Annotated in this window: 8 protein-coding genes; all 8 read right to left on the bottom strand. The window is 38.0% G+C overall.

Annotated features, from left to right (window positions below; all coding sequences use genetic code 11):
• Nucleotides 1–2: 2 nt before the first annotated feature.
• The 8 genes from dpdD to dpdE are packed head-to-tail and all read right to left on the bottom strand — an operon-like array spanning nt 3 to nt 17,829.
• Nucleotides 3–2,246 (bottom strand): protein DpdD, encoded by a 2,244-nt coding sequence (dpdD, locus tag ABES02_RS28215; protein ID WP_430141140.1) that lies wholly within the window; start codon nt 2,244–2,246, stop codon nt 3–5.
• Nucleotides 2,239–2,775 carry a phospholipase D-like domain-containing protein DpdK gene (dpdK, locus tag ABES02_RS28210; RefSeq protein ID WP_430141139.1) on the bottom strand — a complete coding sequence of 179 codons (537 nt, stop codon included), beginning with the start codon at nt 2,773–2,775 and terminating at the stop codon, nt 2,239–2,241. The genes dpdD and dpdK overlap by 8 nt, the downstream gene beginning before the upstream one ends.
• The gene (gene dpdJ, locus ABES02_RS28205; protein WP_430141138.1) at nt 2,772–7,319 is read right to left on the bottom strand and encodes a protein DpdJ; all 4,548 of its coding nucleotides are present in this window, start codon (nt 7,317–7,319) and stop codon (nt 2,772–2,774) included. The genes dpdK and dpdJ overlap by 4 nt, the downstream gene beginning before the upstream one ends.
• 20 nt (nt 7,320–7,339) lie before the next feature.
• Nucleotides 7,340–8,050, bottom strand: a complete 711-nt coding sequence (locus ABES02_RS28200) for a hypothetical protein (RefSeq protein ID WP_430141137.1) — start codon at nt 8,048–8,050, stop codon at nt 7,340–7,342.
• Complete coding sequence (dpdH, locus tag ABES02_RS28195; RefSeq protein ID WP_430141135.1) at nt 8,040–11,114, bottom strand: protein DpdH; 3,075 nt, start codon at nt 11,112–11,114, stop codon at nt 8,040–8,042. Before dpdH ends, ABES02_RS28200 begins: the two co-directional genes overlap by 11 nt.
• Nucleotides 11,111–11,986: a protein DpdG gene (gene dpdG / locus ABES02_RS28190; protein ID WP_430141134.1), complete on the bottom strand. Its 876-nt coding sequence runs from the start codon at nt 11,984–11,986 to the stop codon at nt 11,111–11,113. Before dpdG ends, dpdH begins: the two co-directional genes overlap by 4 nt.
• The gene (dpdF, locus tag ABES02_RS28185; protein ID WP_430141132.1) at nt 11,983–14,535 is read right to left on the bottom strand and encodes a protein DpdF; all 2,553 of its coding nucleotides are present in this window, start codon (nt 14,533–14,535) and stop codon (nt 11,983–11,985) included. The genes dpdG and dpdF overlap by 4 nt, the downstream gene beginning before the upstream one ends.
• A 3-nt stretch (nt 14,536–14,538) precedes the next feature.
• On the bottom strand, nt 14,539–17,829 hold the full coding sequence (gene dpdE / locus ABES02_RS28180; RefSeq protein ID WP_430141131.1) for a protein DpdE: 3,291 nt from the start codon (nt 17,827–17,829) through the stop codon (nt 14,539–14,541).
• Nucleotides 17,830–17,889 lie beyond the last annotated feature (60 nt).

The raw sequence follows: 17,889 nt of genomic DNA, 5'->3' as shown, positions 1-17,889 counted from the left end.
TCTCACATTTTTTCAATATACTTTTCAAGTTCTCTCACCATACTTGAACTTCCCTTGGCATGACAGAGGATTAATGGCAAGTTACTTGGTCGTTCATCTTGGATAAATAAGGTAGCTGCATGTTTGGCGCTTGCAGTCGCAACAATGAGAATATCAGACGATCTTGATAGAATTTTCAATGCGTCGGTTCCAACCTTATCATTGTTGATATGAACATTAATATTTTGTACCTTTGAATCAAGAAAGGTTTTGACTCGTTGAGAAACTCGATCCATTAAGGTATAAATTCCTACTGATTTACCCTCCAATTTATCCCAAACAGATTCTAAATCACCATCATTGTGCTTCTCTTCAACCCGATAGGCCTCTTTAATTCCTTTCCATTCCTCAAACTTTCTTAAATCCATATGCAAGAGTTTAATCATTTCCCAGTCGCTGGTCTTAATGAACCTAGAAAAATTACCCAGTTGACGATTTAGTTCCTTTAATAAGGTCAACCTTATTTCATTGTTTAAACATGGATAGACGATTAATACCTCAATCACATCAATTGCCCAATTAAGATTAGTATAAGAAGATGACATTTTCCATAAGTCTATAGCAGAAGAAACAACATCTTCATATTCCTTCCTCGTCAAGCCAACGGATAAAAGAGCAGTCAATAAATCTTGATAAATTGAAAGTTCCATTTCTCCTATATCCTCAGACAGAGTCAACAATTCCATTAATGTTAAGTAAATCATCTTACATTCTTTTCTAGGCCATGCAGGATCATTTTTAAAGAATTCAAGAATATGTGGGTAGCTATAATACAAGTTTTCTAATGTATATTGATCATTAATGCAGTCTTCTAATTTTTGTTTAAAATTTGCAATGCCAGCCTTTTCGGCAAGGAGTTCTTCAACGCTCCATTCTTGCGACCCTTTTTGAGCCATTTGAATGTTCTCCAAATGTGACTTTTGGCTGATTTGTTCGAGCCATACCACCCAATTTGTCGGAATTTCATATAAGGAATTACTTTGATTGTTTATTTCTTCATTCGTTAAATACGTAAGAAATTCTTTATTTCTTCTACTTTTTAAGAACTGCTGCTGTTCCTGATCTGCAAGCAATTGAAAAGATTGTAATGCAATCCTTTCTGACTCTAGTGACTGAAGTTCATAGGCACAATCAAAAAGGAATTTCGTCTTTTCAACCGACTGTGGCAATGTTTGAAGGAAGACAAATGCCTCATCAAAATTTCCTTCTAACACACTCTTTTCAACTAATCCAAGGTTTATTGATTTCATTTTATGATGAACAACATGGACTTTCCCGGCAATTTTTGATAATAAACTGCTAAGTTCGTCCTTAGGATCAACCTGTTGTAAGAGGGATTCAATCCAATCCTTTTTCTGTGGTTCTATTACAACAGCGCGTATTAAGAAACAAGTGATGGCTTCTCGGCTTGAAAAGTTTCTCATATTCGAAAAAAGACTTTGATATAGAGGATAAATTTCCTCTTTAAAGCTGTTTAGTAGTCGATCAATGTTTTCAAGATTTGGGGCCACTTGGACATGATATACCGCTTTAATCATCGCCTCTGTTACCGCAGGTGGTCTGCGCATATTCATTAAGTCTGGAAAGCGTTTCAGGTTTAATATATCCTGCCATCTTCTAAAAGCTACAAGCATTTCAACTTCTAAAAATAAGATGTTTTTCGAATCTAAATAATGACCTTGCTTTAATTGTTCAAGTTCTTTTTCAGCAATATTACGATTGCCCGTTTGCAGGGCGAGATGAAAATCCCTTAGCATTTTACCCAAACTTCTTATGGTTTGGACTTCAGCTTCTGGCTTTTCAGCCCATAGCGTCCTCATCGTTTCTAAGGTATCCCAAACGTATTTATTATCAGCTTGAAAACGGTAATAACGCCCTTTGGTAAATCTACTAACTTCTTGGTCTATCGCATTATTATTGATGGGTACTGCACGTATTCCACTGAAGTTAGAATATGTTGTCCCTAGAAAATTTAGTAGATGTTCCCCCAAGCGGCGGAACTGGATATCGGAAAAAGCGATACCATACCAAATGACTTCTTTCGTTGTTGGATGAATGACGGGTAAAAGCGTTTCTTTTGGTTCATCTCTACGGATTCTTTCCACCCAGGGCAAAATTTTGTGCTGGCCGTTACCCTCTGTATGAATTTTTTCAAGTGAACATTTGTTATCTGGTCCAAAAAACACATCTAAAAATGGCTTAAACAAGGTGCTCGTCCCCCCAGCGATTGGCAAATTCAATTCGATTTTGCGAAATATCTTGTGGGTCCGTTATCAATTGGACAGATTCTTCATTGACCGAGATACCATTAAAGGTAAAATTCATCGAACCGCTTAAATAAAAGTGATCTCCAAGCAGCCCCTTGGAATGAAGCAAAGACCTGGAATAGATGTGCACACGATCCTCGCATTCTTTAGTTGCTGCTTTGAGTTTTTCCAGAAATCGATTATTATGTGGGTCAGGCCGTGTGGCGAGACGAATGACAGTTCCATTTTCAACTAATTTCGCCAATACCTCAGAAAAAGTAACCTTCTTCCTTGCCCAATGAGGTTCAATTGTTAAAAATTGATTTGCTTCATTGTTGATTATAGGAATATCTGATATCCAAGGAGAAACAATCCAGAGACAACGGCTTGGTTGTATGATTTCCATTACAAACAACGATTGCAGGACATCGGCAATCTCTTGTGAATAATTCGTTGTATGAATAAATCTTGATGGATAGTTTGTATTCATATTTCCTCCCTGATATCAACCGTGACAATATAATGTTCGGAATCCCTTTTCATACCTTCTACACGAGGATATACGTGTAAATATCCGACATCAATCGGCTGTGATGCCAAACGCAGCAAGGCATATCGTAACCCATCTTTATTTTCAACTGATCCGTATAGTTGGACATGAGAAGATCCTTTTAGAATCTCAACCGTTTTTTCATACCAGTTATCATCGGTAATCCAAACTTTTAGCTCCTGGTTAATACTCTGACGTAAGAGTTCCCTTTCCATTGGTACATTTTTTGAAAATGGATTATAGTAGTCCATAGCTTTTGAGCGAATTTGATTACCCTTTGGCCATAATAAACCATATATGACTTGGTAGCGCCAGGTTTCATCTTGCACTGCTTGTGGATCGATATGTTGCAGCGCCTGCTTAAATTGACTAATAATCTTCGGATTTGAACTAAACATATACGCAAAGACACGCCCGTCCGTTTCTATACCTAACCTTTCTTCTTCTTGTCTCCAGATGTCCATGATACTCCGTAGTAAATCATCCGTTTCTTTTGTACTTCCTGGTTTTAAAATACGATTATAAATCGCATTTCTAACCGAGTGAGTTAACAAGATGCCTGCTTCACAAAGATTCTGGTTTAATTCTTCAAGAAGTTGATGGGTTTCTTTGTAATTATCAGCAGTTCTGACATTCTGAAACAGCAAATGAATATTAGGCTGTGAATCCATTATCTTTAAACAACGGGTTAATTCAGAATCAATTAATTCGGCGTCTGAAGGATCTAATGCACTTTCCACTAACCGGAAAAATCGTTTCGGATCATCATGATACTTTTTAACAATCTCTTCAATAATCCCGCTGCCTCCGGAAGTTGTTTCCGTAATCCAAATTTCCCCGATGCCTTCTGGAATCGGATCCATTTCTGGTGGACGAGGGCCACCATCAATATCAACGATTAAGTCGCCGCTATTAAATTGACCGATCATTTGTTTACAAGCTAGCAGAAGCGCTCCCCCGAGGGTTGTTTTCCATCGTTCCAATGCCCACTTTTGCCAGCTATCATCAATTTCCCCCCAAAGTACTTTGGCCAAATCATGCATGGTCGTTACTATGATATCCTCTTCACACAATGCAAGTAGGGTTTGATGGACTTTCTGGCGATTTTTTTCACCGTTTTCATCTGGTGCTGGATCATTTTCTGATAACCCTTGAAAGATAACATCTAATACTTCATTAATGCCTTCCATGAAATTCGCGTTCTTCCATTCACGATGGACTTGTTCAAGGGAAATGTTATTTCTCATTGCTTTTGATGAAATAAACGACAAATAAACTTCACCTAAACGCTCGCGCTGAAAAATATTCGCTATCCCATCTAATCGTTTATCAATCATCATCAGATGGCGGAAATATGCAGTACGGAATGAACGTAAAGTTACAGGATCGGTAAACGATTGTGAGATGATATCCCCTTCGGGGATCCCATAACGAAAAACAATCCCATCCACTTGGAGTGTATACCCTAAAGCTGCTGGATTTTTTGTATCATCTGTAAAGATAATTTCCGTTTCCAACTCATTCGTACTACCATTTTCATTCACTCTTATATTCGCTGAGGTGCCAATGGCAAAGCGGCGAACGGTAACTGTCGACCGTAGATTATGGCTATGTACGATGATCTCCTTTAACGTTTTGTTCCATGTTGCAACACGTGGAATGGATAAAGACAAACCATTCTTTTGATCGGGATCCCCTGAAAATTCAAATGTCGGGAACAATTGGCTTTTCCAAATCAATTGGCTATTGGATGTTTGAGTAATGTTGTCATCGACGCGAACAGGTCGAATCACCCATGGTCGAAACGCTGGGATTCCCAACACTTGATTATCTTCAACTAATTCAAATTCACCCAATGGTTCAAGTTCAGGACAGAAGGATGGTATTTGTAATTCCTGTTTACCTGCTTCTAATACCAATGGTGCAATCCAGTGACTTTCGTTACTGACATGGACACCAAATCTCCTTGTTACTTTACCTGGTGAAAATGTATTTAAAGCCTGAAGGATTGGCATCATTTCTTCATTATCATCCTGCTTATATTTGGTTTCAGGTAAATCAATCATTACTTCCGGTAAATTTAAGTCGCTAAACAAGTTGGAAGGAATAAACTCAGGCAGCGGTGATGTTGGCTTAAAACTTTCTTGTATTCCTGGCTTATTAAAAACGCTCCAATTCATTTTTAAGCGGCGTAAGATGGTTGGAATGACGGAATACATAATCGCTCTAGGTGGTTCCCAAAGAATAGAATTGACATCTTCGCGGGTAATTTTTAAGGCATCTTCTAAATATGCCGCAAACTTATTCCGATATCTTTCATCATTCATTAAGCGTAATAGAAGTTCACTTTCCTTTTCTTGTCTTTGCTTCTTCTTTAACGTTCTTTCCCCATGAGGACTGCTGAAATCATTCCAAACATTTACAGAGTTTAATGGACCGCGGATTTCTTCCGAAATCCATTCCATTAGACAATAAACAGCCTGCATTCTTAAGACATAACGATTGTTAATCGGCAGATTGCGCTTTTCAAGTACAGGGTCAAATAATGTTTCATAACTTTGATATACAAGACGATCGCGCCCATAATCAGACAAAACCGTTACCATCCATGGCCGCATCACACGATTTCGTCCTGCACGTCCTTTTCGTTGTAAGAAAGATGCTAAATCCATTGGCGCTTTGTGCTGAACAACCGCTCCAACATCTGGATCATTATAACCCACTTCAAGTGAGGCTGTGGACACGACAATTTCCGCATTCGCCGCTACACCAGCATCTTGAGAACTTGTTCGTCCAATTGTAATGCTTTGACTTAAATCATGGCCAATCTGCTCTGCAAAGTACCAAGATTGTCCTAATCTCAACCGTTCTTTTGCATCTGGTGCATGATGTTTTCGATGAATGGCTAACGGTTTTTTGTTTCGTAACGGTCTACCCCAGCTATTTAGACCTTCTGCGTCTAGAATATTGTGGTAAAGTCTGTTTGTTACATCGAGATCATCTGTAAACACAAAAAGTTTCTGTCCAGCCATTCCATTTGAAGGTTCACCGTTTCTGTCTAGCATTCTTCTTAACAGCATCGATGTTTGAATGGTAGTTGAGAGTAGGGATGTTCCAGATACTGGATCCCCACGAAGAATAAGTTGATATTCTTTCCCCTCTGGAATCATGTCCTCTTCAAATGGTGTAATCTCTTCAATCTGTGGCACTTCAAGTCCCGTTAATTGACTAAAGAAATTAGCCGCCTCCTCTAAGGTAGCCGATAATCCGGTAAAATGAACCGGGCTGTTAACAACACGTCTCCATCTTCGAATTAATAAGGCTACTTGAGCACCATGGGATCCTTCATAGGTATGAACTTCATCAAGGAGCATCATCAATGGTGGTCGATTGGTAAATAAACCGATTAATTTCCCATACCAACTATCACTCATGGTTCGATTTAACATCTCTGTCGTTGTAAAGACCAAATCCGGTAATTCTTTACGCATGCTTTCCCTTGTTAAGAGTACCTCATCATCTCCAATTACCGTGTGACATAAAGGCAGTGAGCAAGTCAAACGTTCTATTTTCTTTATGATGTCTTCTTTCTTCCAAACCATTGGTCTCTCACAATTCGGACAAGTGATGTAGGGACAGACATACCCTTGTTTATCACTTGAAACACTCCACTTATTCTCAATATCTTTTATATTTATTGATTTCGGTGTTGGTCCAAAAAAAGCACCTATTTGTAATTTTCGAGCACCGCGATGTAGTAAATAATGGTCTAATCGCCTTGCTTCTTTATACGTTTCCATGAATTGGTCTTTTAACAATTCATTTCTTGGATAGAGTGCTAATGCCTTAGTCCAGTAATCATTTTTTTCAATTTGGCCGGCAATATGGGTTAATGCCGGCAAATAAAAGGACAGTGTCTTACCCGTACCTGTACCTGAGCAAACAATCATTCCTCGATTGCTGATACTTGCCAAGTCCTTTAACATCGTCTTCGCTGCCCGTATTTGAAATTCTGAAAGGAGAAAACCCTCACGATTCAATAAATGAATAACGGCATCAATCCCATACTCATTCAAAAGTGGAGATAATTCATCTATTGCAGTATCAACCGAAATGTCTCTCTTCGGATACTTTCTTGGCCTCGTCTGGAATCGATAATCTGATACTAGATTCAGTGACTCTTTCCATTTCTCAGGAGAAAATATTTGTTTTAACCTTGCTAATAACCGAACGGTCTCTGCCATTCTTGTTCGAAACAAAACCTGATTATTTGCCTGGATCTCCAGCAGCATCCTTTTCTCCCATAATTCATCTACTAAGTCATTGGAAGAAAAGTCTTGTTCATGTTTATCTATCCAATCCTCGGCCATTTCAACAATCTCTTCTTCTGAAAACCCACCATCTACATAGCCCCAAGATAAGAGTTTAGCTTCTCGGTCTTCTATGAAACTAAGAAATTCTCGTATGGCTTCATGAAAATTCATTGAATCCCTCTTCTTTCCCATTATTGATTCATTCTAATTGAAATAAATGAATCAAGACGATGTTGTTCTAACCATTTTACAACTTCCTCCGTCAGCATCGATAAGGATGCTCCACTTGGAGTACCAGTACCTCTTAAAAAAGTTAGTACTTCATGTGGAACATCATCTGCTCCAAGATGATTCCACTTGTCTATCAGTAATTTACATTTAGTTTCCATTTTCAAAATATCTTGTGCTGATGTAGGTAATACCCCAATCTCTTGTTGAATAGATTTAAAAATTCTATTGATTTCACTGGTTGTTACTCTAAAGGAAGATATCTTTCCTAAAATCGATAGGATCTCTGTATTTAATGCCGGAACTTGCTTATTTATATACCCTTTCCAAACTTCAAGGAAATTTCCGGACATGTCATTTGTTAATTTATCAATCTTTCTTGAAAGTTGATCAAGTGCGTTTTGATCTTTTATCCAGCTCGGGTCGTCTAGATACTTTTGATTCACTTCTTTCAATTTTCGCGCAGCATCCGCAAGTTGACCGTTGAAATCTCCAGTTTGAATTCCTTTTTCTTTTAATACATTATACGTCTGAAAAACCTTAGCTAATTTCGTTGATAACCCCGCTAACTGGTTTTTCCGAGAGTTAAAGGATTGGATGTTTTTTCGTTGTAAGAGCATAGTTTTCTTTTGTTCTATACTACTTACTAATTCTACAGCACTATTACTTAACATGGACTTCACTTCCTTGCATCACATCTAACATTTTATTTAACTCTTCAAAATTAGCCTCAATTTCCTTCTTCACGCGGTCAAGTTGTTGAGTACCCTGTTGGGTTGATAAATCTGAAATATCTCTCTCCAGTACTGTGCTTGTTTTTTGTAAAAATTCGCTTACTTGCTGAAGAATGGAAATAGAATTAGAAAGGAATACGTGATCAAGTTTCCCTAATTGATTGAGCAAGTCTATTAATTTTCCATCCTGACTCAGAGTGGTTAAATTATTCATACACTCTTTCAATTTATCTTCTTCCAATTGTGTGATACTCTGAACCAGGCTCATCCGATCAGGTCCCACATAACAACCTTCTTGTACTGAAAAGTCAATTGCTCTTTTCAATTCCGCTTTGATTTCAGTCAAGGACGACTCCTCACCAAATGCCGATTTTAGCATCGCTAACTGCTGTTCTTTCACATTTCTTTCCTTTTCTATAAATACTGGAATTGTCTTTTGCAGGTATTGATACGTTTTCTTCAAGTGTTTAAATTCACTATGTTCCATGTTTAAATCAAGGGTTAACTTTCCTTGTGTTAGAAGAGTCTGCAACGGCTCGATAAACTGGGAAGCATCAATGATTTTATAGTCTTGGGAGTCCCCCTTGGTACACGCAATTCTCGCTAATAAGATATCGTGAATATCCTTTTGTGTTTTTATTAATTCTCCCTGCACTTTATTCCAGTCATCTGAGTAAGAAGGACCTGATGCTAAAGACTTCGAAAGTAGTTCATTTGTTTGCTTTTGCAATGATTCCTTGTCTAGTTTCCCGTTCAACGCTGCCCCGATTGCTAGAACTTCTACCGCAAATGGGACAGGATTAAAGACATCTTTTTCATTGGCTTTTAGTTCCTTTATCTGTTGGAGAATATTCTTGCTCCACTTTTCAATGTATATAGCAAAATAACGGAAATAGGTTTTACCTTCTTTAAAATTCCAATGTTTGTTATGCTTATATAATAGGATCCCGGTTAACACGATGGAAGTATCGACCAGCCCGTCTTTTTCTAATGGAAGAACAATTTGTATGAGAGACTTTTGAATGACGGTTGCCTGTTCATGAAAGTTGATTCCTTTTACTTTCCAAAGGTCCTTTTTAAACCAGGGTTCTGACAGAAATTCGGTATTCCAATCAATATATGAATTAATAGCCTCGTAGAGATGCTCACGCAAATCTTGTGCGAGTGTTTGTGGTAGTTTACCACCATTTTTCCAGTTCTCTATCAAATTCACTTGGTCCTGGACCTTTTGTGGAAGTGCATTTTCCGGTTCAGGATTAACTTGAACTTTAGGAACCTTTTTAGTTTTTTCAGGTTCTGGAGTGAAAACAATAACAGGCTCGTCTGGTACAGTTCCACCACCAATTTGTAATTCTGGAATAGAAAATGCTTCATGGATACCAGGGTGAAGATCGATGATATCTTTCGTCGTGCTCCACAACTCTAGTAAAACCTCACGTCGTTCTGAATGAGTTGGGTCTAATTTTTGTAATTCATTATTCTTAAGTGCATTTAATCGATTTTTTGTTTTACCCCCAAAGAGCTGAATTAATGCTTTTGGCGGGAATGTTCCGTCTTTTATATGATAGCCATAGTTTGCTAATGTTTGTTTCAAGATATCTTTAATAAGTATTCGTGGATTAAAACTTGGTGTTTCAGTAGAATTCAAGCGTTTATACATCACATGAAGGGCATCGGAATTAAATGGGTATAAACCAAATCCGCCTGAACTTCCAAATGAGCTATGACATTTATCAATCAATGGACAGTCCACACACTTGGATGGAAGCAAGTCAGGAGAATCTAACTCCAAATTTTGCTCATACCATCTGATTAATTCGGTATTATGATAACGAAGTGCATTCATATAACGGCCCACAAACATATCAATATCTGCTTTTGTGAATAAACTTTCATCAGCCTGAACATCAAGACTAACCCTTAATTCAACCCGATGTTGTACGGTATCCGGAAGCGTTTGGAAGTAACCACTCGTACAGGCCATTGCCACCCGCAAATTACATAGTTTCCGGCTATGTTGATTTGGCCTTACCAGCAGGGCATCGAGTAATTGAAAATCAATTCCTTGTAACATTGCAAAATCCTCAATTAAGATGACGAGTTCAATTCCTTTTTTCCCTAGTTCCTCGCGAATATCTGTCATCAAATTAACTAAGTCAGCACCTCTTAAACTTAACATTTGCGTAATAGCTTCGTTCAAGTTTTTATTTATCCACTTAATCGCTGCTTCCTTTAACTCTGAATCATTTAAAGCTGCATATATTTCTTGTGCAGCATGACTTGCCTTTGCAATATCTCTTACTTGTAAAGGAAGGTCGACATCCGTGAATTCCCGCCTTGTTTCTAGTCGTAATGTCTTTTCGTTTTTCCCTAAGATATGCTCGACTAATTGGTCGATGATTTGCCCTTCCCGCAGCAATATTTTCCTAAAAAACACATCATGAAATAAGTCTGGAAGAGATTCAACAAAATATTCTTCCATCTCAGATAGATTTTGTTTTCCATGGGCACCATTTGGTCCAATAGCTAGAGCAATGTAATTTAATAGTGTTTCTCTTGCTCTTTCTTGGGTTAAATTTTCTGAGGCACTACTTATTTTTTGGCGGTATTGATCAAATTGCGGTCCCTCTACCCCCTCAAGAATCATTTCTAGGATTCTCTTTAAATTTATCCCCGAGCGTGGAATAAGAATGACGCGGCGTTTTTCCGTACTCGGAAGATTTGAATGAATCCAGCGAATTAAATGAGTTTTACCTGTACCTGCTTCACCAAGAATGGTTGAAAAGATATAGTGCGGCGCCTTCAAAAATCCCTTTAAAAAGCCCTCTTCATCGAATTCTATTTTGGATGATACAGTGGTATCAGTTGCCGTTTCCCTATACATTTTTATCGGGTGGTGTGTCGCAAGAAATATATGTTCGGCGATTTCCAGTGCATCGGGGTCCATTACTCGGTCAATCATATCTTCGTTCCAACACATATATGCTTTCATCGTTTGATTCATCCTTGTGGCACTCCTCTCCCGTTCCATTTTATTTCCGAAACACGTTGCTCTTTATCCCCATCTGAAAGAACATAGAGATCCGCATCCGATTTACTAGCTAATTCGATAGATTCTTGTTCACCTAAATGGAATAATGCAAAAGAAGTTACCTTTGATAAATGTTTAGGAGGTAATGATTCAATTTGATACTCCTGATTTATCTCCGTACGAATTTTCCCCTCTTCAAAGACAGGACATAATGTTGCCAATTTTTGAATAAATTCTTGTATACTTAATATCTCATTATCTTCAAAAATAAGTGGTAAAAACATTGAGATAAGTTTACTAGGATCTGGTGTTATCTTGTCCCGCTCTCCCTTAAAGGAATATCGCCATCCAAATCCGAGAAAAACAAGCCAATGAGTAAATTGGCCAAAACGATTATCATTACATCCCAACATACTTCCACCAATTTGTTTTTCTAAAGCAATATTTGCTTCATCCCATGTTCCGGGTGCGCAGTAGGGATCCTGCATTAAAAACCAAGACATCAATCGTAAAAAATCATCATTTTCATTATTCTCTTCAGATGTGAATAATCTAATAATGTTTAATGCCAAGTTTTCGTCTGTCATACCCTCTAGTTGCTTGGTTAAAGATATTTCTTCGCCATTGGCTTCAAATAACCCCATTTTTATCGTTTCATTGATTACGCCACGAATCATCTTTAGATGCTCAAATTTATCGTGATTCACATCGGGTTGAAGTGATTGAGGTGAAAGAATCTCTTCTGCTGTTTTTCGATTAAGTTTATGTTGATCACTGTTTAATACCAGTCGGTATGCGCCTCTTACTCTGCTTGGTGTTGCATATATTTGGTTTAATACGCTCAAATCAATCCCACCTCTAGCTTAAATTCATCCATTGTATAATGTCGTAATGATAGTACATCTTTAAAACGTCTGTTTGGATTTGATGGATCTTTTATCATGTCTGGTAAGAAATAGATTTCCACCATTGAAGGGTTGTGGTTTACATTTAAACGCCTTTGAATTGGCCTCATAAGTTGTGAATTGATCGGATGAAAAACGAAAGTTCGAACATTCGGCCAAACAAACCAACCAGAAATACTGTCAATATTTGTTAAAAACACAATCTTGTCCTTCAACAACTTAGCATCTTGCTTCAACATTTCTAGAAAGTCATTATTTCCAATAATATGTTGCACGTCTTGTTCTATAAACCAGCGAAATAACATTCGCCATTGATGCTGTTCTCTTTTCGGAAGTAACATAAATCTTCCAACTGTAGATGGATAAAACATAACCATCCGCTGGTCTACATCCCCTAAAAACGTTTGTAAAAAGTCTGTTTGAATTGGTTCAGCAGAAGGCCATTGTATGACGGTCGAAGAAGCAGGACTTGCAAAAGGTTTAAGGTTTGACCTTCGGCAGGATGGACATCCCCCACAAGCAATGGCTACATTGATTTCTTTTCGGTAAGGAAATTCCCGTTTGGGAATCCGATAAATGCTCGGCAGAATTTCAGAAACGCAAGACTCCCCTTTTAAAAATTGTTTCATTAGGTTAAGACTCTTAACCTCTGATTCTCTGCTTTTTTGACGAATCGGTTCAAATCCTTGTCCCCACCGTGATTCATCTAAGTGCTTTTCATCGATAATTTTCACAAGACGATAATCGCTCCCTACTGCTTCCTCGTCCTTATTTCTTTCTTCCCACATTAATTCAATTAATCCTGCACGTGACATTAAATTAAGAGTCCGAACATTCCATACTTGATTTTCCCGAGAACTCATATCGATATCCTTTTCAGTGTAACCAGGAGAGATGGTGATGGGAACAAAAAACTCATCGGACTTTCCATTAACCAGGAGCTTATGAGAAAACATTTGCTGCCATCTCTGCATCCCTCTATCCACGCCAATGAGAATGGTTCGATTCATCCTTTCTGCAGTTCGTAAATCATTGTCGGTATATAGTAGTAATGAAAGGGACGCGCAGCCATCACGTCCGCCTCTGCCGATTTCCTGATAAAATCTATCGATATTTTCAGGGATACAGGCATGAATAACAGCTCGCACTTCAGCTTGGTCCACGCCCAGGCCAAAAGCAGACGTAGCTACGATAATATCAATATCCCGATTTTGCCATTGCTTAATAATTCTATTCCGATTTTGTGAAGTTGTATCACCGGTAAAGACAGCACAACGGGAATAGCCATGTTCAGCGAGATGAAATGCAATCTCATTTGCATCCTTTACTTTACTTGTATAAATAATTAATGGTCTTGGTAAATGTGCAAGGGACTCTAGTAAATAATCTCGCTTACTTTCATCATTCTCACATTTTTTTATCCAATAGGAAGGCTCAGGTCTTAGTTGAACGGATGAAAACGTTTGAAAAGGTCCTGGTTTTGAAAACAACGTTTCAATGGTATCAAGACACACGTCACTAATCGTTGCCGATAGTAGTAGCGTCATGAACGGCTCCTCACAAATGGATAACAAGTAATTACGAAAACCAGCCAATTGTTGAAATGCTGGTCGAAATTCATCTCCCCACAAACCGACAATATGGGCTTCATCAATTACAAACATTTTTAAGAAACCACGGTCTGCCGCTACTTGCAAGGGTACATGCAGCGACCCTATCAAACTTTCAGGTGAAGTAAAGACAATTTGTTGGGTTCCATCCATGATCCGATCACGAATTCCCTTATTTACATCGCTTTGCTCGCTCCCACCATAATAGGCAGTAGGATGAGAGACAAAGGCTGACATCGCTCTTTCCTGATCAATGCAAAGAGCGACCGTCGGAACCACCACAATTGTTAAGCCAAAATTTTTCCCATGAAGAACACCTGGTAATTGAGCACACAAACTTTTGCCGGTTCCAGTAGGTAAATTTATTACTAAAGTTGATCCCGGTGGTGCAGATAAAATAGACCGGATCGCATCTTTTTGACTTGCACTTCGATAAGTTTCCCGACCTACTTCTGCTAAAAACGGATCACCTGAAACGGGAGCATAATTGTTCCGTTTTGTTAGGGCAAAAAGATCTTTGTCAGGAGGATTAACATTTGCATCAGGCAGCCAATTTGGCATCCAGCGTTTAGCTTGCATCAGGTATCCATCCTCATGTTTATCCACTACCTCTACACCAAATTGACGCCATTCTATCTCGTCTGGCCAGATACCATTACCCGGCACCTTAAGCAGCATACTCTCACCATTTTGCTTTTCCGATTCAAAACGTAAGATATTTCGAATGAGCGAAGCTAAGTCCATTCTGCCAAGGGCATTTGGATTTTTCATGGCCCTTAGCCATCTTTTATAATAGGAGGATGTAAAATTAGTTTCATCAATTTCGGCTATGTTTTCCGTATCATGTAGTAACTCTCTAAATCTTTGAAACTCTTCCATTTTTTACCTCACCCTTAATTCCTGTCCTGATAATATGATTAACCCAATTGAATCTAGTTTTATTTTTGGCGTAAGAATGCCCTTCAGAATAGCATCTGTCAGTTCGCATTCAAATTCTAGGTCCTTATTAAAGTTCAATTGGTATTTGTTTTGTAATTGTTGCTCTTTATTTATACGTAATTTAAGTTGAGTAAGTTTCAATTCCATTTGGGCATGAGCGAAATTAGCTTTGTCCTTACATAATACTTCTAATTTCTTACTCGTTTTTAATGCTATCATCGATTTCTCTTTAACAGTAGTAACCGTTTCTTTCCAATAAGCACTAGGTATGACGCGATCAATGATTCCGATCCGATTTTTCGTCAGATTTAAATCTGTTCCACGATTCTGGACTTTGACAAACTCTTTTGATAGATGAATCACTAAAGTTGGGTCATCTACTACCTTCCCATTGATGTCGATAAACATTTGCTGATAGATGGGAGGAAAATAGTGATCCATGATTCGCTGCAATGCTTTGGGATTCATTTGTGTATTCTGGTATTTTTTTAGCACCTTTTTAGCAAATCTTGTGTCACCTTCAATGACATACTGTAAGGCAAATCCCGCCCATTCCGTTCCTTCTCTTGAATCCATCCCAGGAACGTAGCGCCAGAAGGCAAACGTTTGACCTCGATCGTCCCAATGAATATATTTCTCTAAGAAGTCAATCAATGGATCCCCAATGCGGAACAAGGAACTCCCTGAATGATAGAGAACTTCATCCCGATCATACGATCCTGGTTGATTCATATAGCTGACCAGTTTCCTTAAGTACTTGGCGGGCACTAACGTGCGCTCTGGGTTTGGACTATATTTAAAGGTAAACCCTGGCATCCCTGTATACTGCTTATCAAATTGAAGCGCTTTCGTGATCCAAGGATCAAATCCATTTTCGTTTTCACCAAACTCTTGCTCATACTTCATTAAAGATTCATAGAATTGTGCCCCTTCAGGATTATTCGCTTCCATTTCATCTAATGCGTTTTGTTCCCCTATTTGGACTTTTTCATTCTCAATTTCATGACTAATCCTGCCTAATGTTTCTTGAATGGCCTGAATTCCTTCGATATAAAATTGCTTAAGTACTTGAACCATTTTTCGGTCAATAAAGAATTGTAGCGATGCAATCGAAGAGTTAAATATTCTTAGACCTCCACTTAAGTATTGATACCATGCCTCATGCAGTGAGTTTTCAACATCCGGACCTACTAATACAAATGATTCAAATGGTTTATTTCGTCCAATTCGATCAAATCGACCAATCCTTTGTTCTAATCGATTAGGGGACAAGGGTAAATCAAAATGAATTAATACATCTGCGAATTGAAGATTTCTTCCTATCTCTCCTGTATGATCACAAACTAAAATCGTACAATTGTCATTTTCCTTAAATTGTTCTATGGTATCCTCCATTTGTTGGTCATATAATTCATGATGGTACCCACAAACAGTTTCTTCACCAAACTTTTCCTTCAATTGGGTGATTATTTCTTTACATACTGACATAAAACCAGTAAACACAACGATTTTTTTTGTTGAATTACCCGCTTTTCGCTTGGTATGAGTGATGATTTGTGAAAGCAATTCTAAGCGATCACCATCTTCAGGCAATGATTTTACTTCTTTAAGCATTTGCTCTAAAAGGTGCTCTTCTCCTGGAAATAAAGGTGTTTGGGTGAGCAATTCCAAATTCAGCCATTTCTTCTCGTTCAATAAGTTTGGATTTATTACTTTTGTCAACCTTGATTGAATCACTTTATGAAAAAAGGTTGGGCTTGTTCCAAGGGCTTCAAAGAGCAGATAAAAAATCTTTAATAGATCCGTTGATTCCACTCGTTGATTTTCCCAAACTGAACGTTCGCTAGCCCATGCTTCATTTCTCCACTCATCTAGTAACATTTCAAGAGTTGGTGTTCGTTCATCCAAATCATATTCACTATGAATAACAGGATGAAAATCTTGTAGATCTCGACTATATTTCAGGATATCAGTGACGGATTCCCTTCTATTTCGTAATAACCGACGATGTAAGCGATAAGTGTCAGACATATGAACCCGAATGCGTCTAATCAGGTCACGTCTTTTTTCATCATTGTCTCGATTTTCAGCTAATACATTTTGAAGTTTCTCTGCCAATTGTTGAATAATAAAATCATTTGGAAAGAAGTCAAATAGTTTGGCGACATTTCTCTTTAATAAAAATACACTCGTATCTTCACGAAATGAGAGTAAAAAGCGTCCTACATCTTGTCTTTTCGCAATACGTTCTTTGAAACTATCAATATCAGATAATTGATAATAATTTGGGTCTAATAAATAGAGCATGGCTAGAAATTCTTGTTCATTATTTAGTACTGGTGTAGCAGATAACAGTAATAACCCTTCTGAGTGGTGCACTAGAGAGGCTAATCTTTCAAACTCGCTACGTTTGTTCTCATCAAAATGAAAAGCTTTTGTCGCAATTTCATGTGCTTCATCAATGACCACCATCCCATAAGACTCTGACAATTCGTGGAGTTGGTCCATTTGTTCTGTTGATAACCAGGTAATTCGATCGTCAAAATAGTCGAATTTAAATTTTTCATCCATTTCCTTTTTCCATTGGTCTAACAAATAAGGCGGAATCATCATAAGTATTTGCTTATCCTTATGGTCAAGGAGGTACTGCCGGATGATGACACCAGCTTCAACCGTTTTGCCTAATCCCACTTCGTCGGCTAACAAATAACGAGGAATAGGATCCTCCAAAACCCTACGAACAACCTCTACTTGATGCTGATAAAGTTGGATATTAGATGAAACTAATCCAGTCATGCCTCGCGTTACCGCACGCTGCTCTAGTAACGTTTTTACAAATTTAGATCGATGTTCATGATAAAAAGTAGTATCATGCCCTTTATGTCGAAGAACTTCACTCGGGTCGTCAATGGCTACATTACAACGAACAAATATGTCGGATTCATCTATATAGGCAGCATATGAATCTGGAAAATGTACTTCATATGTATGACCTTCTTTTCTTATAATTCGTCCCATTACCCAGCGTTCCTGTGCTTCATGATAAACATAACATCGAGTTTGTTTTTGAAGAACAACTGGAGTAACCTTTTTCGCTGGAACTTGAACCATTTCTCTATCTGCTACCGATTTAAAATATTCTATCGTAACATATGTATTAGAAATTTCTTTTACTTTTCCTGTACCGTATTTATTCCCTTTGTATACAACAAAACTTCCAATTCTAAGACTCATTCTATCGACCACCCATATGTGTGTATATAACTTTTCGGTAGTTCTATTATACTATCAAAA

Origin of the sequence: Neobacillus pocheonensis, from assembly GCF_050477905.1 — a bacterium.
GTDB classification, from domain to species: Bacteria; Bacillota; Bacilli; order Bacillales; family Cytobacillaceae; genus Neobacillus; species Neobacillus pocheonensis_A.
Note: the sequence above shows the minus strand (reverse complement) of the source record. Positions and strands in the feature narration are given on the sequence as shown.